Raw genomic sequence first — 22322 nt, 5'->3', positions numbered from 1 at the left:
GATGAAAACTAGGCATCTTCGTTTCCTCCGAGTTCGGAGGATAAGCCTACTGCCTCGGCGATTAGCTGACGGTAACCAGTTGGAGTTCTGATAATCATCAGAACGGGAAAAAACTGTCCAATCGCAAGCTTGGCCGCTGTACTGAAATCAGTTGCAGAGGGACCGGTGGACGCAAGGTGATTGTGCCACGTTCCTAAGGCGTAGAGAGTGTTTCCCGAGGACTTGGATAGTTGTGCTAGTTGTTCACTCAAACCTTCGGTACCCAGAACAAACTCTGTTTCAGAAAATCTGCTATCGGGCGGAGCTGGAATCGTGTCTACGACTTGAAAGACGTTACCGATGGCCGAGAAGCGCCCGACCAAAACACCGCCAGTTTCAGATCCCGGCTTGCGGGCAATTTCAGCGTCAATCTCTGTCGTAACCCGGCGGGCAAGCCGCGTTTCAAGCGCGTCCGTGTTGGGCCCTTTGACGATGGTATAGGGTTCAACGGTATGGCTTTCCCAATTCTGGGAAAGGCCATCGGCTTGCAGGTGCCCTATGTTGAATTGCCCACTTTCATCTGCATACCTCCCGGAAAGCACGTCGCTTGTCAGCGTCGCGAGCGGAGCCGCCAACATAGAAAGCCGAGCGTCTGATGCGATCATAGAAAAGCTCGAGCATCCCTGACCAATGACGATCTCGTCTGCGCTTTGGCCCATCACTTTAGATCGGAGAGTGTCGTCGCTCCGTAAATGGTGATAAAACTCGGCCATCAGGTCGCTGCTACTCGGGTTGGCGCTCTGGCCTGAAACCGAGAAGAAACCAATGTCGCTATCACCCATGAGGCATGCTTCCATCACCCGTGGTGTCTTGCCCCTCGTCCAATCTGTAGAGCTCAGGGTTTCCCGCAAAACCGCAGAGGCGGTTGTGTTCAAGACTGCTTTGGATTTTTCGAGCTTTAGCTTTCTGCGAAACTCTTTGGTACGCAGCACAGTATTTGCATCAATCCGATACCCATCGGTCTCTTGTGCAAGTTTGCTGACGTCATGTGCAAATTCCCCAGCCTTAGAAGAGTAAAACAGCGAATCCAAATCAGCAGAATACGGCACGCAGGAATGTCGCGCGTAGTTGTGCGGTTCCATGGTGTCGTTGTCTATGACCGATATCGGGGCGCGGCCTGACCGCGCGAGATGCATCGCAATTTTTGAACCTAAGCTTCCACAACCTAGCATCGACCATGAAAGCCATTGCGAGCTGGGATCACCATGCGAGGTTCTTCGTAAAACATCGATCGAGATCGAGTCTCTGTGCGCCGCCAAACGGACAGTCGCACTCGATGTCGGCTTGAGATCGTCCACAGATTGGAATTCGATCACATATGGGCAGATTTCGAGAGGTGAGGCTTGGCCAATGAGATTGAACGGTCGGCGGGCGATCAAAATGACCGTGACTGGCAACGCCTTTTTGATGGTATAGCCGTCGAGCTTCGAACGCAGCCACTTCATCCTCTCTGCCAGCATATTGCCGCAGCCGTAGAGTTCAGCACGTTCGTATAACTCTGCAACGTTGCCTACTGTCTCTGGAAGATAGCGGTCACAGATGATTGGCTTACCGCTTGGATGCTTGCCAGGCCACACAATCAGTCCGAGGCTAAACCCTGTCCATTCATCGTCATCTTTCGAGACCTGTCCAAGGGATTTCAGTGTCTTTTCATCAATTTTGACCTGCTCATCGCCCTTTAGACAAATTCGATAGTAGGGGTCGGCCTGATCCATCTGCGCGAAAACCCAAGTACGGTGCCAAGTCCCGCCGGACCTACGTTTAACTACACTCCTGATCTGCGAGGCATCTCCAACAATTAGGTCGTTCAAGTGGTCACGCCGAACAAATTCCCAGCCATGTTTTGGATCGTTCAGTTTCAGCATCGCTGCTCGATCGAGCCAGTCCAGAAGTTGCTGGAGAAGCGCGAGAATACCTCCCCCAGACTGAATTAGCTCACGTGGAGATCCGAAAATGAGGCACGGTTCGGGTGCTGAACCGGCTGCATTTGGCTGTAAGTGAGGATGGGACCGGTCAAAGTCGTCCCGTAAACTCGGGCGTGGTGCAAACAGAGGGTAGGAGACAGGAAACGAAAGTTTGACGGGTTCGACACGTCGTACTCCCGACGGGCTTTCGCCTCGAAACCGAGATGGAAGTTCCGATTTGATTTGCAGAGTTACATCCACCGGACTTTCGTCATCAGCCCGCGAGGCAATAGCTATGCCGATTACTTGAGGGTGCTTGTCCAGTGTGCGAATTGCACGGGCAATGGCTACGGGAACGGCTAGAAGATCATCGACGGTTACCATGCAGCTGACTCATGCCAAGTCTGACCCACAACCGTGAGCATGTGCCTCGACTCCAAGAGCGGACGATGAAGAGATAGCGGCTGCCATTTTTAGGGAGGCGACCTTTGGACCATGTTCGGTGATTTCCATCTTTAGCGGCTTGTCACCTTTTTCATCCTCTAAACACCGGAACTCTCCATTGATATCCGCTTCGCTCAGAATGGCTTCATATTCTTCCTTTGCGCGGATACAGGGCGGATCGTTGTCGTCGTCGACAACACTCTTACTGCTCGCCAGGATTATTGCACCGCCGTTTGCTTGCGAAAGAGCTGATCGGGCATCTTCAGAAACTTCCGCATCTTTGCCTTTGTTGGACCAGCTGTCGTGCGACAGTGACCGCCAAGAACAATGATGGGGCGCGATCAAGACATCATATGCAAGAACCTCGGGAGTTTCAGAATATTCCGCCCAAATTTTCTCCCAAATAGCCACTTCGGCGTCACCACCAAACAGGTACTGGGCGGCGTTTTCGGTATCATCTTTCGCGAGCGTAAACTGTGTGATGACACTAGAGTTATTCTTGCTGAGCAACTCCTCTTCGTCTTCATCGTCCGTGACCGGCAGCGGAGCCAACAAGACCGCCTTGAAACTGTCATCGGCTACACCGCAAATCTCGGAAAATGTCTCGCCCGTCTTGATAAGAATTTCAGCCAAATCATCCGTTTTACCGTCCGCATCCTCGCTCAGGATCAATATCCGACTTCCGTCATCGATATCTTCATCTTGGCGGAACATTTCAACGCGCCGACGCGCTTCTGTCGCCCAAGCCTTTGCGTCAGCGCAAAGCTTGTTGGTACTGCTGGCACGTCTAAAAACAATTGGCGAAGACCACATCTCGCGAATTACGATTTTGTCGTCTTCGGGCGACCAATCCTCAATTTTGCCGAGATGAAAATGGTTTTGCAGTCCAGAGCAATGATCCATGTCCGGATGGGTCAGCAAGAATGCATCGACAAACAGACGTCCGTCACAGTCACGGTCAAGCGCGTTGCGAAGCTGTGCCCCAACATCAGGCACATCCTCGTCTTTGTCGTCAGCCGAGGCGGTAATGTTTATGTCTACGAGTATATAACGGCCACTCTGGGTTTTGATCAGGCTCATGTCGCCATTGGCGACTTTGAAATGCGAAGTTTCGACGCTCATCAGTACTGCTCCTTAGCTTGGAAAACCTGAGTGACGCGCCTCCCACCGAATCGAACAAGTTTACGCTTTGTTCTCAACATAGTTGATAGAGGATAGCCTTTCAACAACATGTTGTGTCCCGCAATAGGCATCGCCAAAATTCTAGTACTGACTAAGGTGTGCATTTAAAACCAGCGCCGCTGCGTTGATGGGATGCGCAGATATCGACTTCGTTTTGGGCCATCATCGTTTGCCTAACCTCCCCAACCTTGAAAGCTGCGCCAGCATTCGGGCTCCTGTGCCGGTCGCGTTGCCGGAAGGAGCAGCGGTTGGCCCTCCCGCAGTATTGGGTCGTGTTGGCAACGCTTGAACACCAAAGAATTGTCGCGCGCGCAGAGCTGCGTATTCCGCGCCAGTCGCACCTCCGATGGCGTACCGGTTGTAGACTTGTTGGCTGCCTGCGAGACCTCGGGCAAAGGCATAGCTGCCGCCGAACCCGGCAGAGAGCGCTGGCATCATAATGTTTCCGGAAATCGCCCGAACCAGGAAGGGCGTTGCTACGATGAAGCCCTTTGCCATGAGCACCATCATGAAGAAGGGAATGAGCGCGCCGATGTTGGAAGCGCCTTCCGGGTCGCCCAACTCAGCAAGAAGTGCACGCGAGACACCAGTGATGGTCGCGAACACGCCGGCTACGACGATGGGGTACATCGCAAAAGAAATCAGCGCCGAAAGCCAGCGCGCGAAATAATCCTTGGTCACTTCAAAAAGGGTCAGGAAGATCATGACCGGCGCAATGCCAATTAGCAGAGCGATCATGAGCCGGGACGCCACGACAATGAATGCCGCCAAACCACCGAGGATCGAGAGCAACAAAACCCCGAGGGTGTCCAACAGGGCACCGGCCATCCAGTTCAGCTCAGACCCCGCAGCATTCAGATAGTCGCCGAGTGCAGCGATCAAGTCATCAAACTCCTCTGCAAAGGTGCCGGACGGACCGGGTGATCCGCCGCCGACAGACGCCACAAGCGATCCTGCAATGCTGTCGATTCCATTCAAGATCGCTGCAGCAAGGATGTTGAACTGGACCCAGTTTGTCGCGAAGACACCTATCAATCCCACTTTCACGGCGAGCCAAAAGGCCGTGCGCCCGTCCATGGCGCGATACTGGTAGATCGTGTTGATGAAAACCAGAATGACAACGAGCGTGGTACCGAGTACCAGTATCGCTCCGACTGTTGCGGCGACCGCGCCGAATTGCGTCTCGGCAGCGGCATTCAGATAGCCTTCAGCCGTTTCCACGAAGTAGGTGACGACACTCATAAAGCCCTACCAGTTTCCAGCGGCTTCGCAGATTGGCATGGCTTCGCGCCGAAGCTCGTTTGCCTGCCGTCGGTAATCTGACGTCGCTTCCACGATGTCCCAGTAGTCAGATGCGGCGAAATGCTCGACGAAGACGCCTTCAGCTGCCTTCCATGACGGATACCGCGTAGGACATTCACAGCTTTGGGCTTCAACGATGCGTTGCATGCTCTGAGCCCGATAAATCTGTTGAATCAGGAGCCGTTTGTGGGACTCGCGTACATCGATGTCTTGCATCCACTGTGGCTCGGGAGGCTGGTCTGGGCAGACATCCGGCTGGTTGTCGAGCGTTGGGTTCAGAGTCCGTTCAGCGACTCCAGCGGTTGCGCAAAGAACGACGAGCAAGCCTGCTGCCGCAACGAACCGCATCATTCTGAAGCCGCCTTCGCCGCCACAGATTCTCGCTTCAAGAATGTGGTATAGCCGTAGTCACCGGCTTCAGCTGTAATGACTTCCCACCCCTCAGCTCCGCGCTCATTCAAAGCGCTTCGCATCGCGTCGTAGTCCTTTTGCTTCTTCACCTGGAAAAACAGGATTTCATATTCAAAGGTCTTCATTGGGAAGCTCCGATCTGATTTGCGCCGGGGAGGTAGAATTCGGTGATGCCGCGCCTGCCGTCGTGGCGACCGGCCTGGATGATCACGTCGATGGAATTCTCGATGTACTGGATCATGTCGGTGTAGGTCATCGGGATCTCGGTCTTAAGTGCCGCGATCGCGAGGCGCTGCACGGCGAGTTGCGGGGTTTCGGCATGGAGCGTGGTCATGGAGCCGCCATGACCGGTGTTGATCGCTTCGAGGAAGGTCATGGCCTCCTTGCCGCGCACCTCGCCCAGGATGATCCGGTCGGGGCGCATGCGCAGCGTGGCGGTGAGAAGCACATCGGCGGTCTGGAATTCCGCGTCGCGATTGGCGATGAGGGTCACGGCATTCGGCTGGGTCGGCAAAAGCTCGGCCGCTTCCTCGATGGTGACGATCCGTTCGTCAGCAGGCACATGAGAGAGGATCTTGCGCGCAGCCACGGTCTTGCCGGTGGAGGTGCCACCAGAGACGATCATGTTGAGCTTGTTTTCGACGCAGAAGGTGAGGGCGTCATCAATGATACCAGCAGCCACGACCTCGCGGAGCTCGTGCGTTTTTTCGAGGCGTAGCTCTTCGAGTTTACGTTCTTTGCCAAAAAGGAAATCAAGCGCAATCCCATCAAGCGGCAGGCTTGAAAAGAAACGCAAGCTGATCGACATCGCCGAGAGCACGGCAGGTGGGGTGATGACCTGTGCGCGGATCGGACGGCCCTTGTAGGTGATCGAGACCGATACGATGGGGCGGTCTTTGCTCATGGTGGTGTTGGCGGAGGAGGCGATCTGGTTGCCAAGGTCCTTCACTTCGGTTGCGGTCAACGCCTGGCCCAGTCTCCGCATGAAATGATCGCCTTGGAATTCTCCCCAGCAGGAGCCGTCGGGGTTGATGCAGATCTCGATGACATCGTCGCGGGCGGCGGCGTCGATCCGATCAAGCGAAGTCTGGAGATAACTCAGCGACATGGGCTCAGAATATCTCCAGATCTCGGTCGACCATCACAGTGACGCGCGCGCCCTGGTCGACATAGATGACGGGGCCGATGGAGAGGTAGTCGCCGATCACGCTGTCCGTTGCGTTAGCCAGATCATCGCCCACGTCTTGAAGCACGTCTGCGGCGCTCTCGTCCTGAACATTTGCTGCAGCGGCGCTTGGTGCAGCGGAGATCAGTGAAATCAGCGCTGCCGAGCCGAAGCGCTCATCGAAGCGCGTATCGACAAAGCCGGTCACACCTGAACGCCCTAACTCATCACCGCCGAAGGAGCTGATCTGGATGGTCTGGCCCGCAGGCAGGATGATCCGATCCCAGGCGATGGTGACCCGACGCTGTGCGATATCGACGCCCGCGCGGTAGCGCCCGATGAGGCGGGAGCCACGCGGGATCAGGAGGCGCGCGCCATCGACGCTGTAGACATCCTCGGAGACCACGGCCCGGGTCTGGCCGGGTAGGGAGCTGTCGAGCGCGGTTTCCATGACGGCCTGGATCATCGTGCCCTGGATGATCGTGTTGGACGGATTGGCAATAACTTCCGCCTGCGTGACGGAAGTGGGCAACGCGCCATTCAGCACGAAATCCGTCACCTCGCCAAAGGTGCGCTCGGTCAGTGCCGTCTCATTGGCGCCCGAGGTGCCGCCAAAGGCGATGGTGGGCGAGGTGATGCGGCGCTCCTGAAACGCGCGCTCCTCGGCCGCGCGGCGTTCAAGTTCCGCGAGACGTCTTGCTTCTTCCTCGAGGCGCAGCCGTTCTTCTTCCCGGGCGCGCAACTCGTCCTCGGTGGGCCCAATGGGCGCGGGCAGGGGGCGGTTGGCCTCGAGTTGCGCGAGTTCAAGGTCCATGCGGAGTTGCTCCAATTCCCGATCACGGGCGGTGAGCTCGTCTCGAAACTGCTGCTGTGCGGCTTCCGAGGCGGATTGCAGGGCGGCGATCTGGGCGGTCAGCGCATCGATGGCTTCGGCGGCTGCGGTATCTTCTTCAACCACCGGCTCGGGCGCGTTGCGCAATTCTTCGATCTGCGCTTGAAGGGCTGCGAGTTGCTCCAGAAGCTCGGCGTTGGGTTTGGCCGGTTCCGGCGCGACCAACACCACCTCTGGCTCAGGCGGAGGCAAGGTTTCGATGGCGCCAAACCCGTCGCCTTCGTTTTGGAACACGTCGGGCGTAGCCGTAGGCAGGGCTTCCTCTTCCTCCGGTTGCGATAGGAGATATAGCAATGCACCGCCGGCACCGATCACGAGGACGACGACCAAAGCGAGCAGCGGCGAGCGTCGTGGGGCAGGGGGTGAGCTCGCGCCTTTGCCTTGCTCGAGGGCAGCGAGGCGTTTCTCGAGGTCCGCGTTTCCGGTGTCGCTCATGATCCGACCCCCACAGGCGGCGTGGCCTCGATACAGACCACCTCCTCCCCGATCCGCAGCACCCATTGTCGGTTCACGCCTGAAACCCGGATCACGCCATCTTCGGTGGCTTGTGTGTTGACCGTCCGTTCTCGGCCATTCGCGTAGCGGAAGATCGCGGGCACGGGCGCATTCCGTGGGAATTCGAAATACGTAAACGTCCCGTCATCCCAGACGCGGGTGGGGGTGAACTCGGTCCGCGCGCTGGCACCGTAATTGTAGTTCGGCGCTTGGGCCGCGATGGCGCGTGTGGGCCGTGCATTGTCGTCCGGATAGCGGAATTGCACCACGTAGAAGGTTGGGCTGCGGGTCTCCTGGACGTTGAAATAATAGCTCCGCCTGTTCGTGTAGACGGTAACGTTGGTATGGACACCGCGCGCGACGGGCTTGATCGCGAAGGCTTGGCCACCAGGGACGCCGTCGATCTCGAAGCCTTCCGTGTCGCCTGCGATGATCGAACGGATACTCTCACCCTCACCGAATTCGATTGTCGTCACATGGGTGAGCGAGACATTGAGACGATAGACTTGGGCCTCCTGATAGGTGGCCAGCCGCACCCGATTGTCATTGGGCCCGCCACGCGGGATGGCTTCGGCGAAAGCAAGGCTGGGCAGTAAGGCCAACAAGCCAGCAACAAAAAGCTTACGGAACAACCATGCGTTTCCGGAATGAGTTGCGTCGCCAATACCCTGCCGCGCTGCGCGCTCTCGGGACATTGGCGACGAGATACTTTGATGTGAATTCCAGAAACGCATTAATTCTCCAATCTGTCGGAGCGGATGGAATATTCGAGGACCGTGAAGCCGAAGGGGTTGGTCCAGACCTCATCGATGGAGCGGCGGGTCTCGGGGCGGAACTCGAAGAGAAGCGTGGCGGTGAAAAGCCCGGTTTGGACGCCATTGATGGAGGTCAGGCGCTTGCGCAGGCGGACGGTGGCGCGGTTCGTACCGATCCTGTTGATGCTGAGGATTTCCACGTCGAGACGGGCATTGGGGCCATACACGGTCGGCGGGTAGTTTTCGTTGGCGCTGTTCCAGATCTGGCGCAACCCGCTCTCAGCAGCTCCGTCCGAGCGGCGCAGGACGCTGCGGATGCGCAGATCGTTGTCGAGTTGGTTATAGACCTCCCGGTCGGTCACATAGCGGAACACTTCCGCCTCGATGATCGCCTGGTTGGCGGTCACCGAGGAGGCGCCCACCGAGGCTTCGGGGAGTGCAAAGCCGGTGGCGGGATCATAGGGCACGACCACAGGCGGCGGATCGACATCGAGGATTGCGACAGTCGCCGCGCTCAGGCATCCGAGAATGCCGAAGATGAGCCCGATGAGCCCAAGGCGCTGCCAGAGCCGTTCACGGCGCAGGGCACCATAGACCAGCTCTTCTTCGATGATTTCTTGTTCACTCGCCACCTGTCACAACCCCGCTCGGCGTTTCGAAACAAGTGGCATCGGTTCTTCGCTGCCTCTCGCTGCGCTCGAACGCGAAAACCGATATTTGATATTCTGGGTCAATTTCGAAACGCCCTAGTCTGCCCGCAACTCGGGCAGCGTGAAGTCCATAAACCGCTGCTCCTCGGCGATGGTGGCGGCATCGATGACGCCGCCGGTGCCGTCACCCACGGTTTGCACGGCTTCGAGTTGCCACATGGCGACCAGCGCAATGGCCAGTTCCGCTGTGACGCGCGTGTTGAGATCAATGCTTTCCTTGAGTTCGTCCATGTCATCAATCAGCCCGACCAACCGGTCGACGCGTTCCAGGGATTGGCCCGCGTCCTCGTAGCTGTTCTGGGCAGCGGCCGAGACGAGCGCAGCGGTCGTGGCTTGCGTCGCCACACGATTGGCCCCGGGATTTCCGCTGGTGGCCATTTCCGAGAGGGTGTCGTCGTCAAAGCCGAGATCGGCCAGCACCCGGTCCATCTGGGTTTCGATCTCGCCCGCACCGGAGCCGGACAGGCCGGAGAAATCCCCAGTCTTAATCGCCTCAATCGTGGCAAGGATGTCGCCGAACTCCTGATCGAGCAGGCCGTTCAACTCGTCTTCCATTTCTGTGCGGATGATTTCAGGCAGTTCGGCGAGGCGAGTGAGGGCCTCGTAGGTTTTTTGCAGCTCCGCGAGTTGCTCCGTGAGTGTGGTAAGCTGTTCGCGGAGCTGCGTCAGCTGCTCGTTTTGCAGGATCTCGTCTTCGATCATCTGCCGGAGCTGCTGGATATTTTGCGCGATGTTCTGGGTATCGACGACCGGCACGCCTTGCGCTGCGGCAGGGGAGAGGGTGCCGAGATGTAGGCAAGCCCCAAGCGTTGTGGCCAAGGCCGTTCTCACGAGCAAATCTCTCATCAATCTATCTCCCTGATCGTGAAGTCCATGAACGCGCCCTCGACCATGCGGGCGCTGGCTTGAGCCAGTTCCTCGGCGGAGAGGACGCGGGTGCGGGCTGCCTGTAGCCGGATGCGGGCCGCGACGAGGCGTACGAGTTCGGCGCGGGCATAGGTGTTGAGCGCGATGCTTTCTTGCACGTCTTCGGTTTCGGAAATCCGTTCGACGATATCCGCGATGCGCAGGGCGGCTTGCCGGATCGCGGCGGGGGAGTTGTTGCCATAGAAAGCCGCGCCGTGCCCGGTGATTGAGAGGTTCGCATTGGCTAGAAGCGCCGGATCGATCGTGCCGAGCGCCTCGATCCCACCGATGCGGCTTAGGTAGAGATTGTAGCGTTCGGGGATGACCTGGACGTAGTGCTGGGTCTCGGCAAAGGGCGGCACGCCACCATACTCAAATACCCGACCCGGTCCGGCGTTATAGGCGGCAAGCGCGTTGATGACATTGCCGTCGAAGGTGTTGAGCTGGGCCGCCAGGTACCGCGCGCCGCCATGCACCTGCAGGTAAGGGCTGTCGTAATATTCCGGGTTGATGCCGAGATCGCTTGCGGTGCCGGGCATGATTTGGGTGAGGCCGAAGGCCCCGACCGGTGAGCGGGCACCGATGGTGAAACGGCTTTCCTGCCAGATAAGCGCCTGCAACAGTGCCCGCCACTGAACGGGCGAGAGGCCCGCGCGGCCAACACCCGCAAAGCCGCTGGTTTCCTGGGCCACGCGGATGATGAGCTGCTCGATGTTTTCCGCGGCGTCCCCGAACATCTGCGCGCCGCCGGGATTGGGATCAATCTCACCCGTGCCATAGACGGCCTCGACGGAGCGGTCCGGGTCGCCGCTACCATTTTCCAGCCCTGAGACCATGGCCGGCAAGCCCTGACCGCCAAAACTTGTCTGGGCATCGAGGATGCGCTGCAGGGTGGCCAATTGCGCGCGTTCGATCTCGGCGATGAGTTCACGCACGGAAAGCTTGTCCACTTGAACGGCGAGGTCGGTCTCGCGGTCGCCGGTCTCGACGATATCGCGCGCGGTCAGCCCGCTGTCATTGGTCGGCACACCTTGGGCGAAGCCGAGACCGGGCAGCAGGCAAAGCGCCAGGATATGGGGCAGTTTAGACTTCAATGCCGCCCTCCGGCGCGCCAAGGGGCGTGAAGGTGCAATCAGGTGCTGTGGGTGCCGTCGAGGCGAGGAAGGTAAAGCAGTTGGCCTGTGGCTCCTGGTACTGGGCGCAGGAGGCCAACACACCAAGCGCAGAAAAGAACAAGAAGATACGGGTCATGATAGCCTCCAGAAATCAGGGCGGTCGCGGTAATCGGCGCCGACGAGCGCTTCACCTTTTTCCATGCCGCCGAGGATGGTGAGATTTGGCCCGAGGGCGCTCAGATCGGCATCGACGACGATCGAGCCCTGGTCGTCGCGGATGAGCGCAAGGCGGCTGTCGCTGCCGGTGTTGAGAAGCACATCGAGTTCCTTCTCATAGAGGTTCAGCATCGCGTAGTCGGCGGCATGGGCGCGGATGTTCGGGAGCAGGATCTGCGTCGGCACCGCCTCGACGATGGTCTTGCCGGTCCGGGTGCGTTCGAGCTGGCTCGCGTATTGCGTCATCATCACCGCGACGGTGTTCTGCTTGCGCGCGGTCACCAACCAGTTCGACAGCCGCTCCGCGAAATACGCGTTATCGAGCGCCTTCCAGGCCTCATCGATCACGATGATGGTGGGGCGGCGATCCTCGATCTCGCGCTCGACCCGGCGGAAGAGATAGGAGAGGACGGCCATGCGCTCTTTCTCGGCCTCACTGTCGAGAATGCCGGTGAGATCGAAGCCGACAACATCGCCTTCCAGAGAGAATGTGTCTTCCAGGGTCTGCCCGAATATCCAGCCGTAGCGGCCCTCTTCGGTCCATTCGAGAAGGCGCTGGTGCAGATCGCCGCCATCGTCGGTGGACACAAAAAGCGATGCAAAATCCCGCCAGTTGCGCAGGGCGGGGTTCGTGGCCTGCGCGTTCTGACGCACGACCTCCTGGATGCGGTTGGTCTGCGCCGGCGTGAGCGGCTTGTCTGCGCGAAAAAGTAGCGCGGCGAGCCAATCCGAGAGCCAGGCCGTGCCGCGACTATCGGTTTCGGTCCAAAGAGGATTAAGGCCGGTGGGTTGTCCGGCTTTCAAAGACGCGTAGCGCCCGCCATTGGCGCGGACCACCATCTCCATACCGAGACGGTAGTCGAAGACGAAGATCCGCGCCCCTGCTCGACGGGCCTGTGTCATGAGGAATGCCGAGAGCACTGATTTGCCCGACCCGGGTCGTCCCATAATCAGCGTATGCCCGCTGGTGGGTTCTTTGTCGGGCGATCCCTTTTCGTGATAGGAAAACCGGTAGGCGCTTTGTTCGGGCGTGGGCAGATAGGTGATGACCTTGCCCCAGGGGGTCTTCTCTGCCGGTTTGCCAAGCTGCGTCCGATGAAAAGCCGCGAAATCCGCGAAGTTGCGATTGGTGATCGCACTGGCGCGCACGCGCTTTGGCTGGTTGCCGGGGTGCTGGCTGAGGTAATGCGCCTTTGCCGCGACCCGCTCGCCGATCATTTTCACGCCCTCGGCAGCGGCGGCGTTGACGATCTCGGCGCTAAGGGTCTGCAATTCATCGAGCGTATCGCAGAAGATCGTTACCACCATGTGGTGCTCGCCGAAGCTCTGGCGTTTGGCCTCCAGATCATCGGCGGCGATGTCGAGGGCTTCCATGAGCGAGAGGGCGGCGTCCTGGCTGGCCTGCATCTGGCGCCTTTGCCGCTTGATGCGGCCCGCCATGAGGTTCGAATTGATCGGCGTGAAGGAATGCGTGACGATCATGTCGACCGGCAGGTTCAGCATGTCGAACATGGTGCAGGAGGTGGCTTCGGAGTATTCCCCGATGGTGAAGCTCTTTCCAAAGCGATGTCCCACGACGCCTTCGGAAAGTTCAAAGTGATCGCCTTGAAACGTCACCCGGGTATTGGCGACGTTAAAGGACAGAAAGCCGTAAGTGTTTGCCGGATAGAGCGGCAGTTCCTGGCCGGTGTTCAGGGCACCCAGGAAGCCGATCAACTCGCCGCTTTTGGCCGTGAGCACCCGTGGATTCAGCTCCGTCAGGCCTGACACGAACACGCTCACGGCCTCGCCGAGACGGCGCAGGCGTTTCTCGGTTGCCTCCTTCAGCCGGTCCGGCGCGCTGCGGCTCAGGAAGGGCAGGACGCTTTTGGGGGGTGGGCGGTGAATAACAGTGAGCGTCAGGGTTTTGTCGCGCAATCCGCTGGTCTCGAGTTTCTCGCGCCAGAGCCGGTCAACGTCTCCCGCAAAACTGTCCTCGCGCACGGGTTCGAGGTCGGGCGTGATCGCCTTCGAGACCTTGTGGACGTAGTAGCTGAACTCCGGCCCAAGCTGCGCGATGATCCGGGCAAAGAGCGCCGTCACTTTGTCGAGATAAGCATCATCCGTCGTGTAGCTGTTGACCCCGTCGAGCCGGATGCACTGGAAGAGCTCGTTCACCCGGGTCCGCACGGTGCGGTCATCGACCAGGCTGACGTAAGGCAGCATATGCGCGAGGCGGGTTTCGCGCGCATACCACTCGGGCGTCATCGTGCGGAGATCGAGCGCGACTTCACGGGGCATAACTGTCCCCGCCATGGATAGAGCGGTTCCGCGTCGGCGGTGTCTCCTGCAGGGCTGTCATCATCACGTCGATGAAGCGCGGATCCCAGTCTGCGGCCTTCCAAAGCACGGGATAGAGCAGGGCGGCCACGCCCAGCACCGCAATGTGCTGGACCCAGACGAACAAGAGCACCGAGCCAAAGAGCCAGACCATCGCATACATGATGGGCAGGCCCAGAAGCTTGGGCGGGCGCACGAGACCCAGAAAGAGGGGTGAGCGCTCAGCCACCGGCGAAGACCGCGGCGACGATGGTGGGAGCGGCGGCAACACCGGCGATGCCGACAAGCACCCAGAGCGCCTGTCGCAGATCGATGATGTTAAAAAACCAGCTCAAGAAAACGCCCAGCACGGCAAGCGTGGCGATCACCACACCGAGCGGGCCGGTCAACGCATCGACGATGCCCTGTAGAAGGCTCTGAATCGGCGAGAGATCGATGCTTTGCGCGAGGGCCGGCTCGGCAATGAGCAGGAACAGCGCCAAAGAGGCTACGAATAGGTGTGAAATCTGTCTCATGAATTTGATCCTTCCAATCGGGCCACGACGGCCATGACACGGGCCACGTGGTTCTGGGTTTCTCGGTAAGGGGGAATGCCGCCGTACTGCCAAACTGCATCCGGGCCGGCGTTGTAGGCTGCGAGGGCTTGACGCGGATCGCCGAACGTCTCCAGCATCGTCGCGAGGTAACGGGCGGACCCGTCGAGGTTCTGAAGCGGATCGCGTGGGTCAACACCGAGGTCGCGCGCGGTCGCGGGCATCAATTGACCAAGGCCAATGGCGCCAGCGCTCGAGACCGCATCCTGTCGATAGGCGCTCTCAACCTCGATATTGGCACGGTAGAGGGTCAGCCAATCACGAACCGAGAGATCCGTGCGCCGCAGCCCGGGATGACCGGCGTAGCGAAGGGCGGTGGCCTCGATGGCCGTGAGGATATCGGCGCGGGGTAGGGGCGCAGGCCGTGAGAGGGCTGCCAATTGGATGTCGTCTGGCTCACCATCCCTTTCGCCAAAGATTGCCAGATCATCGGCCGCTGAACCGTGTCCAATGCCGTCATTGTAATTGCGGGCAAAGTTGTCCTGGGAGCGGGACGGGGTCAGAGAGCCGTCGCTCTCCATGACCAGCACCATCTGTGCCGTTGCTGGACTCGCGAGATACCAGAAAAGGAGAAGGCTACTTGCTGCCGCCCTTGTCGGTTGCAGCCAGCTTGTGCGTTGTCCGCTGGCCCTCCTCGAGCGGGACATCGGCATGAGAGAAGCCGATCCCGATGAGGAAGGAAACCACGCCGGTGATCGTTTTGAATTCGCGGATCTTGATATCGTTGTAAGTTGTTCGGGTGCGGGCCGTGACCAGCAGCTTCTCCACGCCCTCGTCAGAGACGACGCGCATGATCCAGACCCCGTAGTAACTCGGGCCCTTCTTGTGTGCCGACTCCTGGCACAGGATTTCAGCGCTATAGCCACTTTCCACGAGTTCGCGGAAACGTGCTTCCGTAACCACATTTGGTGCTTCGATGTCCCAGTTCATGGCCCGGCTCACGCTTTCTTCAAACGCGCAACGCCCGGGCATTCCCACTTGAAGCCCAGAGTTACGATAGTATATTATTAACCGCAAGATATAATGCGGCAGATACGGCTGTATCTCGGTTACTCAAACTCTAGGCACGGCCATTGGCGTCTATCAAGGAAAATAGGGGTTTCAGAAACCTGCGGTTGAGCCGATGGGTGGGCATGCAGACTGTAGCACTGCTTTTGCACGTTCCGGTCGCAAGCTACGCAGAATCTTGTCTCGCCCCGGTCCGGCCTTTCGTGCCAAGCGATTCGCAGGCCGCCCGATACTACTCCGATATCATACGGCGGGACTTTGAGGTCTACATCGCGGACATTCAGGACTACTTCCGCTGCCTCGAGCAGGAGCGTGCGCGTGCTTTTGAGGAAGCCCGAGAAGTCAGTCAGGACTACGGTCGGTTTCTGGAACTGGTGGGGGATTGATGGGTCACTGGGCATGCACCAGACTTGCACCCCGTGGAAACCAGACGCCGATAACACCCTCAAATATCCACTTTTTAGATAACGGATTTCATCCGCTAGCGACGTCACAAAAGGTATGTGACGCGTGGCGAAAACAATCAGAACAGATGGCCAGTTGGCGCTCGTCCGCGCTTTGGTTGACGCACGACAGAATGCGGGTCTCAGCCAGCAGCAGTTGGCGGCGAAGCTTAAACGCCCCCAGTCATTTGTGGCACGTCTCGAAAGCGGCGAGCGTCGTATCGACGTCGTGGAGTTTACAGTTCTGGCGAGAGTCATTGGCTTTGACAAAAGTGAAGTCCTATCGATCGTCGAAGCCGCCACGGAGCCCGACCACAAGATTTGAGAACAATGCAATTTGGGGGCGTTCCGCTTTGGATGTCCCCTCGTGAAGTGAGCTCCTCAAAGAAGAGTAGTCCGCCGACATCCCCCAAGCGCGACATGCGGTGCAAGCAAGCACCAAAGCACGTCACGCCGCAAAAGAAGAGCCAAAGTGCAGGAAGTCAGTAAACAGTGAACGATGATAAAGGTGAGGGCGTCGCGATCGCCAATCTGATCGGGGCCGATGGGTGCAGTATAGTTGGTTGGGTTTATTGCTGGACCACAGGCGCGCATGCGGTGATGTGGGACGTCCATGGGCCCAAGCCGGTATCGGAAATTCGGCCGGATCTGACTGCGGAACAAAAGCAGGAAATCGCCTTCGACGCGCTCACGCGGATCGGAAGCGGCGACAGCAGGTAGGTTCCTCGGCAAGCCGTCAGTTCATATTTGATGGTTGGGGTCGGCCGGCATACCGGACCTTGGGGCCGCACATGGCGAATGACCGTGAAGAGCCCAGAGTCACCGATGCTGCGGCGCGCACGAACGTCGGCTTCCGTCCGAGCGCGTCACGCCTTGATGGAGTTAGTCAGCTTCCGCCAAGTCACTACGGGCATCCCGAATGATCATCCACGAGGAATGCAGGAACAGTCCTGCGATGGCGAACGCGACGATGAGGTCAGGCCAGGCACTTCCGAGCCACGCGACCAGCCCGGCGGCGATCACCACGGCGAGATTGCCGATGGCGTCGTTGCGCGAAAAAAGCCAGACGGCCCGCATGTTGGCATCGCCCTTGCGGTGCTTCAGCAGCGGCAGGACCGCGAGGACGTTCACGATCAGCGCACCCACTGCGAAGGCTCCCATCAACCCGGCTTCGGGCGTCGTCTGATTGAGAACGCGCCAAATCGTGCTGCCGACAACGCCAAGGCCCAGAAGGCCCAGAAACACGCCTTGGATCATCGCCGACCGCGCCCGCCAAGTCAGACTCCAACCGATGGCGAGCAGGCCCAAAAACGTAATTGCGCCGTCGCCCAGAAAGTCCAGCGCGTCCGCCTTCAGCGCCTGCGAGCCGGACAGGAATCCGCCGAACATCTCGACCACGCCGTAGCCGAGATTGAGCAGGACCACGATCCAGAGGGCGCGGCGATAGCCCGGGTCCTTGTAGGCCGGATCGGACGATGTATCGCCGTCCTCCATCTTCTCGAACCCGTAGCCCGTGGCGTCGAGCGCGGGGCGCACTTTCGGCAGGTCCACCTCCGCGATCCGCAATGTCATGACATGGGTGGCAGCCGATACCTTCACATCGCCTTCGGCCACGCCTGCGGACCGGGCCGCGCGCTCGATCTCGGCCGCATCCTTGGCGCAGTCCATGCCCTGCACCCGCATTCGGATCGGCGTGGAGGCCGTCGGCAACGTGCTGTTCTCGGCTTGGCTCATGTGCGATCCTCTTAAAGTTGACGGGCGAAAGGAGCCGCCGCTAACGTATCAGTGGATAATGATATGACGACGCAAGACGTTCAAGACGATCTTTCGGCACCCGATACACTGGAACTGCGCGCAAAGCTCTTTCGGGGCCTAGGCGATCCCAGCCGCCTGGCGATCCTCGATGAGCTGGTGGCGGGCGAACGCAGCGTTCAGGAGATTGTCGGAAATACAGGGCTCGGGCAGCCCAATGTCTCGAACCATCTACGCTGTCTGCTGGAATGCGGCCTGGTCAGCCGTCGCAGTGAGGGCAGGTTCGTCAGATATAGTCTGGCGGACAGGCGGGTCGCCGGGCTGATCCGTGACGCGGATCAGCTCCTTGCCTCGACCGCAACCGGTATCGACAACTGCAAACGCTATACCGAGTAGTCAGCGTCCTGTCGGCTGGGAAACCCGAAAAACCTCGGCGTCCTTTTCCGATACGTGCGGTAGGGCGCGCCGTAGACCTCTTCCAGCCACGGCTCTTCGGCGAACGGAGCGAGCGCAAAGGCAATCACACCGCCTGTCGCGATGATCCATGCAGCGGGAGTGGCGGACAGGATCGCCCATCCGATCAAGATGCCCATGTCTGCCACGTATTGCGGGTTGCGCGACCAGAGGTAGAAGCCATCGGTTTTCAGCTCGGCTTCCGCGCCGCTGGTGGCGTCGAGTCCGATGCCCAAGGCAGCAGGCCAGACTACAGCGTTGCCCGCCAGGATCAGCGGCAGGCATGCGCCCCATCGGAGCCAGAGCGGCCAGTCCAGCATGTTCCATTCAGCAAGGCCTACGAGGATCGCAGCGGCGAAAACCGCGAGGGTCGGTGGCCAGACCATAGTCTGACTGAACCAGCTCACCCGTTGCGGGGGCCAAAGACGGCGCGCCGGAACAAGGATCGACCAGAGCAGCATTGCAAGGAGAACGGCTTCGCAGACAAGCGCAACGGTCAGCGCGAAGGGAACAAGATCGTTCATCCGTGCGGCTCCTCGCCATGCCCGCGCCCGCCGAACTCGGACGGCTCGCCGCAGGCGTGGCGCGCGCATTCCAGCTCCAACGTCGTGTGCTCGATGTCGAACCGGTCGGCGAGTGCCGTCTTGATCCGATCTTTCACTGCGTCGGCTTCGTTCCAGCGGCCCTCGGTGATGACGACATGCGCGTCCAGGGCCGCACGGTGTTCGTCCATCTGCCAGAAATGCGCGTGATGGATGCCCGTCACGCCGTCGATCCCGCGCACGGTCTCCAAAACCGCCTCCGTCTCGATTTCGGGTGGCGAGCCGAGCATCAGGATACGGATTACCGGCCCGATCTCGCGGAACGATTGCCACAGGATGTAGCCCGCGATCAGCACCGTCACGAGCGGGTCGATCAGCCGCCAGTCGTAGAGCAGGATCAGCGTGCCCGCGACGATCACGGCGACGGAACCGAGCGCGTCGGCCACGTTGTGCAGGAAGGCCGCACGGATGTTCACGCTGGATTTGGACATGGCGTAGGTCAACGCCGCCGTCACCGCGTCCACGATCAGTGCGATCCCGGCGATCACGACGATCAGCCAGCCTTCGACGGGCGGCGGGTCGGCAAAGCGCAGCGCGGCCTCGTAAAGCAGGTAAAGGCCGATCACGATCAGCGTGGTGTAGTTGATGAGCGCGGCGACGACCTCGACCCGACCGTAGCCGAACGTCATTTCCGCATCCCTCGGTCGCCGCGCGATCTTCCGGGCCGCGAAGGCGATGATGAGCGAGATCGCATCGGAAAAGTTGTGCAGCGCGTCCGCGATAAGCGCCAGCGAACCGGAAACGATGCCGCCCACGATCTGCGCGACCGTCAGACCCATGTTGACCGCGATGGCGGCGAATACCCTGCGGTCGCCTGCGTCGGGATCGACGTGATGATGGTGGCCGTGCCCCATAGCGGCAACTCCTTTCGATTCGTATCGTTTCAGGATAGATACGATCTACAGCGACTGTAGGTTCAAGGGGCGACATGAAAGAATATTCCATCGGGCAGATGTCGCGCCGGACGGGCGTGAAGGTCACGACGATCCGCTACTACGAAAGCCGAGGTCTGATACCGGCACCGGCGCGCACGACAGGCGGGCAGAGGCGCTACGATGAAGCGGCGCTCGAACGGCTCGCCTTCCTGCGCCACGCAAGGGAATTGGGCTTCGGTCTCGATGACATCGCCGATCTGATGGCACTGGCCGAAGTCCCGTCAAAGGATTGCGCCCCCGCCCACGAAATTGCGCGGAAGCAGCTCGCGGCCGTGGACAGACGGTTGACCATTCTCGCGCAACTTCGCGAAGAGCTGGTGCGGATGGCCGACGCGGATGATCCAGGCCATGCAGGAAAGTGTCGCGTTATCGAGGTTCTGGGGGATCACAGGCTCTGCATCGGTGCGCACGACCTGCCAGACGAAACGTCGCAAATGCTGTGAGTTATCGTCGCCGCGCCAACTCGCGATAGAGCGCGGGTGGAGAAACACCGATCTGATCCGCGTCCCTGATCCACTCGCCCTTCTCCGGCTCTCCGTGAAGGTCCAGCCATGCGTCCAGCCTGTCGGAGACGCGGCGCAGGCGCATTATCTCGATGCTTGCCCGCTGAGCCTGGACCTCTAGGGCGTGGGTTTGATAAGACTCAAAGCCTGCGTCCGGTTTATCTCGCAGTGCAGCCAAAAAATCGGCACGGGGCATGGTCGCAATTTGGGAAGGTGTGCGCGCAACCGCATCGCAGTGGTAATTCGTGGCGAACAGGGAGGCTTCGGCCAACGCAGCGCCCGGCCGTCGCGATATGGAGGGTGAGTGACGTTCCGTCGTTCATCGGGCGTTCTAGCGCGACCATGCCTGATCGCACCAGATACATGGACCTCACCCGATCTTCCCGCCGGAACAGGACCGCTCCTTGCTCGAGCGCACGCAATGGCGCGCCATCAAATATATGCTGCCATTCAGACATGATAGAAATCATACGCGCATTCGGACACATCCGGTAGGGTACGATGAAACTCAAGTGAGGAACGGGAATGAAATTGAACGTGATCCTGGCTGCAACGGCCATTTTTGGCGGCGCGGCCATTGCATTGGCGCAAACGATGCACACCGATCATGATGCAGGGATGGATCATGCCGCACATGGTCCGGCTGACACTGCCGACCGTGGAGTTCTGACCGAACCGGGTCAGGGCGCGTTCGCGGCGCTCTCCGAAGTCGTGCGGGTGCTGGAAGCCGATGCCGACACGGACTGGTCTCGGGTCGATCTCGCGGGGCTACGGGCACATCTGGTCGATATGGACCGGCTCGTGTCGGATGCTGTCGTGACGGAAACGGACCTGCTGGACGGGTTGTTGATGATGGCGACCGGCGATTTGGAAACGATTGCCACGCTTCGCCGCATGGTTCCGGCCCATGCCGCGCAACTCGCACGGGATGATCGCTGGACAGTGGACGCGGCCGAAGTCGAAACCGGTGTCGAGTTGCGCGTCACCAGCGACGATCCGGCCGTTGTTGCCCGGATTAAGGGCTTGGGCTTCTTCGGATTGATGGCGAGCCAGGATCATCATCGCGAACATCATCTGATGATGGCGGTTGGGGACGATGCGCACGCGCATTGACGCCCGCGACAGGATGTATCGCGGCTTGCAGCTTGCAAATATCCTCATACCCCATGTAGGTATGTGCCATGACTTTGATCCGGCTTTTTCTTGTTGTCTTGGTTGCGCTGTCCGCTTCGATCTCCGGGGCGATGGATGCGGGCCATGCGGCTGTCGTCGAGCATAGCCACGTTGCGATGGATGAAGTGGCCGGCGATCAGCCGGTCTGCTGTTCAGAAAGCTCTGAGCGCTCCCAGACCTGCCATGCGCTTCCCGCGCTGCTTCCCGGTGCAGGCCACCATGACGACGCCTCTGCGAGGTGCGAGGATGTCTTCGTCGTCGCAAGCCTGCTGCTAACGGGCATCGAGTCGTCCGGCCCTCTCGACCCGCCCCGCGTTGCGTGATGCCTGCCGCGTTCCCCGTATCGCGGTCCCTTCGTTGCAATCACACCAGAACGGGCAGAGCCCGTGCGTATTCCTGTCGAGAGGAAAAGACATGAAATTTATCAAGACACTACTCGCCTTCACCCCTGCCGCAGCACTTTCGCTTGGCCTCGCCTCCTTCGGCGCGGTCGGTATGGCCCATGCCGACAATCATTCCGGTATGGCCGATCACGGCACGATGCACGTGACCAAAAGCCCGACCTGCGGCTGTTGCGGTGCCTGGGTCGCCCTGGCCCGCGAGGAAGGCTACGACATCGAGGTCACGGACACCCGCGATGTCACCAGCATAAAGCTGGAAAACGATGTGCCGGGCACGATGTGGTCCTGCCATACCGCAATGATCGACGGCTATGTAGTCGAAGGCCATGTGCCGTTCGCAGCCCTTGCCAAGCTGCTAGAAGAACGTCCCGAGATTGACGGGATCGCGGTCCCCGGAATGCCCGGCGGCTCGCCCGGTATGGGGAACGACCCGACCGCGCAGTATGATGTGCTGGCCTTCGGTGGCGACACCGGTGAGGGCGAGGTCTTCTATCAGGCCGGTCTGTGAACCGGACTATGGCGCTCGGTCTGGGGACAGCGGTTCTTGCGGGAGCCGCTGTCCTCGCCTTCGGGTGGAGAACCTCGGCACCGGCCCAGACCGTGC

Annotated in this window: 30 protein-coding genes; 8 read left to right on the top strand and 22 right to left on the bottom strand. The window is 59.7% G+C overall.

The genetic code is table 11. The features are described 5' to 3' along the window. Positions 1–8 precede the first annotated feature (8 nt). The 17 genes from QNI11_RS26725 to QNI11_RS26645 all read right to left on the bottom strand — a co-directional run bounded on the left by QNI11_RS26725 (position 9) and on the right by QNI11_RS26645 (position 15378). A complete protein-coding gene (locus QNI11_RS26725) occupies positions 9–2327 on the bottom strand; it encodes a ThiF family adenylyltransferase (protein ID WP_283984094.1) in 2319 nt (772 codons plus the stop codon). Positions 2328–2336: 9 nt separating this feature from the next. After that, positions 2337–3509, bottom strand: a complete 1173-nt coding sequence (locus tag QNI11_RS26720; RefSeq protein WP_283984093.1) for a metallohydrolase — start codon at positions 3507–3509, stop codon at positions 2337–2339. 222 nt (positions 3510–3731) lie between these two features. After that, complete coding sequence (locus QNI11_RS26715; protein ID WP_283984092.1) at positions 3732–4811, bottom strand: type IV secretion system protein; 1080 nt, start codon at positions 4809–4811, stop codon at positions 3732–3734. 6 nt (positions 4812–4817) lie between these two features. Next, positions 4818–5222: a hypothetical protein gene (locus QNI11_RS26710; RefSeq protein WP_283984091.1), complete on the bottom strand. Its 405-nt coding sequence runs from the start codon at positions 5220–5222 to the stop codon at positions 4818–4820. Continuing rightward, positions 5219–5407: a hypothetical protein gene (locus tag QNI11_RS26705; protein ID WP_283984090.1), complete on the bottom strand. Its 189-nt coding sequence runs from the start codon at positions 5405–5407 to the stop codon at positions 5219–5221. Before QNI11_RS26705 ends, QNI11_RS26710 begins: the two co-directional genes overlap by 4 nt. After that, on the bottom strand, positions 5404–6390 hold the full coding sequence (locus QNI11_RS26700; RefSeq protein ID WP_283984089.1) for an ATPase, T2SS/T4P/T4SS family: 987 nt from the start codon (positions 6388–6390) through the stop codon (positions 5404–5406). Before QNI11_RS26700 ends, QNI11_RS26705 begins: the two co-directional genes overlap by 4 nt. A gap of 4 nt (positions 6391–6394) precedes the next feature. Further along, complete coding sequence (locus QNI11_RS26695) at positions 6395–7774, bottom strand: TrbI/VirB10 family protein (protein ID WP_283984088.1); 1380 nt, start codon at positions 7772–7774, stop codon at positions 6395–6397. Further along, positions 7771–8466 (bottom strand): TrbG/VirB9 family P-type conjugative transfer protein, encoded by a 696-nt coding sequence (locus tag QNI11_RS26690; protein WP_283984087.1) that lies wholly within the window; start codon positions 8464–8466, stop codon positions 7771–7773. The genes QNI11_RS26695 and QNI11_RS26690 overlap by 4 nt, the downstream gene beginning before the upstream one ends. 101 nt (positions 8467–8567) lie before the next feature. Further along, entirely contained in the window at positions 8568–9221 is a 654-nt protein-coding gene (locus QNI11_RS26685; protein WP_011102863.1) for a virB8 family protein, read from the bottom strand. 114 nt (positions 9222–9335) lie between these two features. Continuing rightward, entirely contained in the window at positions 9336–10145 is an 810-nt protein-coding gene (locus QNI11_RS26680; protein ID WP_283984086.1) for a type IV secretion system protein, read from the bottom strand. After that, a complete protein-coding gene (locus tag QNI11_RS26675) occupies positions 10145–11299 on the bottom strand; it encodes a lytic transglycosylase domain-containing protein (protein ID WP_283984085.1) in 1155 nt (384 codons plus the stop codon). Before QNI11_RS26675 ends, QNI11_RS26680 begins: the two co-directional genes overlap by 1 nt. Then, a complete protein-coding gene (locus QNI11_RS26670; RefSeq protein ID WP_197918508.1) occupies positions 11289–11456 on the bottom strand; it encodes a hypothetical protein in 168 nt (55 codons plus the stop codon). The genes QNI11_RS26675 and QNI11_RS26670 overlap by 11 nt, the downstream gene beginning before the upstream one ends. Then, positions 11453–13816 carry a type IV secretion system protein B4 gene (locus tag QNI11_RS26665; RefSeq protein WP_283984084.1) on the bottom strand — a complete coding sequence of 788 codons (2364 nt, stop codon included), beginning with the start codon at positions 13814–13816 and terminating at the stop codon, positions 11453–11455. The genes QNI11_RS26670 and QNI11_RS26665 overlap by 4 nt, the downstream gene beginning before the upstream one ends. After that, on the bottom strand, positions 13806–14084 hold the full coding sequence (locus QNI11_RS26660) for a type IV secretion system protein VirB3 (protein ID WP_008327373.1): 279 nt from the start codon (positions 14082–14084) through the stop codon (positions 13806–13808). Before QNI11_RS26660 ends, QNI11_RS26665 begins: the two co-directional genes overlap by 11 nt. Continuing rightward, positions 14077–14370 (bottom strand): TrbC/VirB2 family protein, encoded by a 294-nt coding sequence (locus tag QNI11_RS26655; RefSeq protein ID WP_283984083.1) that lies wholly within the window; start codon positions 14368–14370, stop codon positions 14077–14079. Before QNI11_RS26655 ends, QNI11_RS26660 begins: the two co-directional genes overlap by 8 nt. Further along, entirely contained in the window at positions 14367–14981 is a 615-nt protein-coding gene (locus QNI11_RS26650; protein WP_283984082.1) for a lytic transglycosylase domain-containing protein, read from the bottom strand. Before QNI11_RS26650 ends, QNI11_RS26655 begins: the two co-directional genes overlap by 4 nt. 43 nt (positions 14982–15024) lie before the next feature. Further along, positions 15025–15378 (bottom strand): hypothetical protein, encoded by a 354-nt coding sequence (locus tag QNI11_RS26645; RefSeq protein WP_012187165.1) that lies wholly within the window; start codon positions 15376–15378, stop codon positions 15025–15027. A gap of 203 nt (positions 15379–15581) precedes the next feature. Here QNI11_RS26645 and QNI11_RS26640 point away from each other — a divergent pair, with 203 nt between their 5' ends. From QNI11_RS26640 to QNI11_RS26630, 3 genes are all read left to right on the top strand, one after another. Next, positions 15582–15842: a hypothetical protein gene (locus tag QNI11_RS26640; protein ID WP_283984081.1), complete on the top strand. Its 261-nt coding sequence runs from the start codon at positions 15582–15584 to the stop codon at positions 15840–15842. Positions 15843–15966: 124 nt separating this feature from the next. Then, positions 15967–16224 carry a helix-turn-helix transcriptional regulator gene (locus QNI11_RS26635; RefSeq protein ID WP_283984080.1) on the top strand — a complete coding sequence of 86 codons (258 nt, stop codon included), beginning with the start codon at positions 15967–15969 and terminating at the stop codon, positions 16222–16224. Between the two features lie 167 nt (positions 16225–16391). Beyond that, entirely contained in the window at positions 16392–16619 is a 228-nt protein-coding gene (locus QNI11_RS26630) for a hypothetical protein (protein WP_283984079.1), read from the top strand. 162 nt (positions 16620–16781) lie between these two features. On the opposite strand, the gene QNI11_RS26625 is transcribed toward QNI11_RS26630, so the two are convergent. Next, on the bottom strand, positions 16782–17633 hold the full coding sequence (locus QNI11_RS26625) for a cation diffusion facilitator family transporter (protein ID WP_283984078.1): 852 nt from the start codon (positions 17631–17633) through the stop codon (positions 16782–16784). Positions 17634–17696: 63 nt separating this feature from the next. Between QNI11_RS26625 and QNI11_RS26620 the strand changes: the two genes are divergently transcribed. Then, the gene (locus QNI11_RS26620; RefSeq protein WP_283984077.1) at positions 17697–18047 is read left to right on the top strand and encodes a helix-turn-helix transcriptional regulator; all 351 of its coding nucleotides are present in this window, start codon (positions 17697–17699) and stop codon (positions 18045–18047) included. Here QNI11_RS26620 and QNI11_RS26615 read toward each other — a convergent pair. Beyond that, complete coding sequence (locus QNI11_RS26615; RefSeq protein ID WP_283984076.1) at positions 18035–18628, bottom strand: isoprenylcysteine carboxylmethyltransferase family protein; 594 nt, start codon at positions 18626–18628, stop codon at positions 18035–18037. The genes QNI11_RS26620 and QNI11_RS26615 overlap by 13 nt on opposite strands. After that, positions 18625–19560, bottom strand: a complete 936-nt coding sequence (locus tag QNI11_RS26610; RefSeq protein WP_283984075.1) for a cation diffusion facilitator family transporter — start codon at positions 19558–19560, stop codon at positions 18625–18627. The genes QNI11_RS26615 and QNI11_RS26610 overlap by 4 nt, the downstream gene beginning before the upstream one ends. Before the next feature lie 74 nt (positions 19561–19634). On the opposite strand from QNI11_RS26610, the gene QNI11_RS26605 reads away from it, so the two are divergent. Then, entirely contained in the window at positions 19635–20084 is a 450-nt protein-coding gene (locus QNI11_RS26605; protein ID WP_283984074.1) for a helix-turn-helix domain-containing protein, read from the top strand. Position 20085: 1 nt separating this feature from the next. Here the strand turns inward: QNI11_RS26605 and QNI11_RS26600 are convergent, their stop codons facing one another. Both QNI11_RS26600 and QNI11_RS27795 read right to left on the bottom strand, forming a co-directional pair. Continuing rightward, a complete protein-coding gene (locus QNI11_RS26600) occupies positions 20086–20415 on the bottom strand; it encodes a hypothetical protein (protein ID WP_283984073.1) in 330 nt (109 codons plus the stop codon). After that, the gene (locus QNI11_RS27795; RefSeq protein ID WP_373418479.1) at positions 20303–20602 is read right to left on the bottom strand and encodes a cyclic nucleotide-binding domain-containing protein; all 300 of its coding nucleotides are present in this window, start codon (positions 20600–20602) and stop codon (positions 20303–20305) included. The genes QNI11_RS26600 and QNI11_RS27795 overlap by 113 nt, the downstream gene beginning before the upstream one ends. 67 nt (positions 20603–20669) lie before the next feature. Here QNI11_RS27795 and QNI11_RS26595 point away from each other — a divergent pair, with 67 nt between their 5' ends. From QNI11_RS26595 to QNI11_RS26585, 3 genes are all read left to right on the top strand, one after another. Further along, positions 20670–21257, top strand: coding sequence for a hypothetical protein (locus tag QNI11_RS26595; RefSeq protein WP_283984072.1), 588 nt, complete (start codon positions 20670–20672; stop codon positions 21255–21257). A 68-nt stretch (positions 21258–21325) separates the two neighbouring features. Beyond that, complete coding sequence (locus tag QNI11_RS26590) at positions 21326–21640, top strand: hypothetical protein (protein WP_283984071.1); 315 nt, start codon at positions 21326–21328, stop codon at positions 21638–21640. A gap of 91 nt (positions 21641–21731) precedes the next feature. Further along, positions 21732–22226 carry a DUF411 domain-containing protein gene (locus tag QNI11_RS26585; protein ID WP_283984070.1) on the top strand — a complete coding sequence of 165 codons (495 nt, stop codon included), beginning with the start codon at positions 21732–21734 and terminating at the stop codon, positions 22224–22226. Positions 22227–22322: the final 96 nt, after the last annotated feature.

This window comes from Sagittula sp. MA-2, assembly GCF_030126985.1.
In the GTDB taxonomy this organism is placed as follows: domain Bacteria; phylum Pseudomonadota; class Alphaproteobacteria; order Rhodobacterales; family Rhodobacteraceae; genus Sagittula.
The sequence above is the reverse complement of the archived record's forward strand: the minus strand, read 5'-3'. Positions and strand labels throughout refer to the sequence as shown.

Coding starts and splice junctions, on each gene's coding strand:
- QNI11_RS26710 (WP_283984091.1), bottom strand. CDS start 5,222: ATGATGCGGTTCGTTGCGGCAGCAGGCTTGCTCGTCGTTCTTTGCGCA.
- QNI11_RS26715 (WP_283984092.1), bottom strand. CDS start 4,811: ATGAGTGTCGTCACCTACTTCGTGGAAACGGCTGAAGGCTATCTGAAT.
- QNI11_RS26590 (WP_283984071.1), top strand. CDS start 21,326: ATGACTTTGATCCGGCTTTTTCTTGTTGTCTTGGTTGCGCTGTCCGCT.
- QNI11_RS26695 (WP_283984088.1), bottom strand. CDS start 7,774: ATGAGCGACACCGGAAACGCGGACCTCGAGAAACGCCTCGCTGCCCTC.
- QNI11_RS26700 (WP_283984089.1), bottom strand. CDS start 6,390: ATGTCGCTGAGTTATCTCCAGACTTCGCTTGATCGGATCGACGCCGCC.
- QNI11_RS26640 (WP_283984081.1), top strand. CDS start 15,582: ATGCAGACTGTAGCACTGCTTTTGCACGTTCCGGTCGCAAGCTACGCA.
- QNI11_RS26720 (WP_283984093.1), bottom strand. CDS start 3,509: ATGAGCGTCGAAACTTCGCATTTCAAAGTCGCCAATGGCGACATGAGC.
- QNI11_RS26620 (WP_283984077.1), top strand. CDS start 17,697: ATGACGACGCAAGACGTTCAAGACGATCTTTCGGCACCCGATACACTG.
- QNI11_RS26625 (WP_283984078.1), bottom strand. CDS start 17,633: ATGAGCCAAGCCGAGAACAGCACGTTGCCGACGGCCTCCACGCCGATC.
- QNI11_RS27795 (WP_373418479.1), bottom strand. CDS start 20,602: ATGTCTGAATGGCAGCATATATTTGATGGCGCGCCATTGCGTGCGCTC.
- QNI11_RS26665 (WP_283984084.1), bottom strand. CDS start 13,816: ATGCCCCGTGAAGTCGCGCTCGATCTCCGCACGATGACGCCCGAGTGG.
- QNI11_RS26680 (WP_283984086.1), bottom strand. CDS start 10,145: ATGAGAGATTTGCTCGTGAGAACGGCCTTGGCCACAACGCTTGGGGCT.
- QNI11_RS26645 (WP_012187165.1), bottom strand. CDS start 15,378: ATGAACTGGGACATCGAAGCACCAAATGTGGTTACGGAAGCACGTTTC.
- QNI11_RS26605 (WP_283984074.1), top strand. CDS start 19,635: ATGAAAGAATATTCCATCGGGCAGATGTCGCGCCGGACGGGCGTGAAG.
- QNI11_RS26670 (WP_197918508.1), bottom strand. CDS start 11,456: ATGACCCGTATCTTCTTGTTCTTTTCTGCGCTTGGTGTGTTGGCCTCC.
- QNI11_RS26650 (WP_283984082.1), bottom strand. CDS start 14,981: ATGGTGCTGGTCATGGAGAGCGACGGCTCTCTGACCCCGTCCCGCTCC.
- QNI11_RS26655 (WP_283984083.1), bottom strand. CDS start 14,370: ATGAGACAGATTTCACACCTATTCGTAGCCTCTTTGGCGCTGTTCCTG.
- QNI11_RS26610 (WP_283984075.1), bottom strand. CDS start 19,560: ATGGGGCACGGCCACCATCATCACGTCGATCCCGACGCAGGCGACCGC.
- QNI11_RS26725 (WP_283984094.1), bottom strand. CDS start 2,327: ATGGTAACCGTCGATGATCTTCTAGCCGTTCCCGTAGCCATTGCCCGT.
- QNI11_RS26615 (WP_283984076.1), bottom strand. CDS start 18,628: ATGAACGATCTTGTTCCCTTCGCGCTGACCGTTGCGCTTGTCTGCGAA.
- QNI11_RS26585 (WP_283984070.1), top strand. CDS start 21,732: ATGAAATTTATCAAGACACTACTCGCCTTCACCCCTGCCGCAGCACTT.
- QNI11_RS26705 (WP_283984090.1), bottom strand. CDS start 5,407: ATGAAGACCTTTGAATATGAAATCCTGTTTTTCCAGGTGAAGAAGCAA.
- QNI11_RS26595 (WP_283984072.1), top strand. CDS start 20,670: ATGAAATTGAACGTGATCCTGGCTGCAACGGCCATTTTTGGCGGCGCG.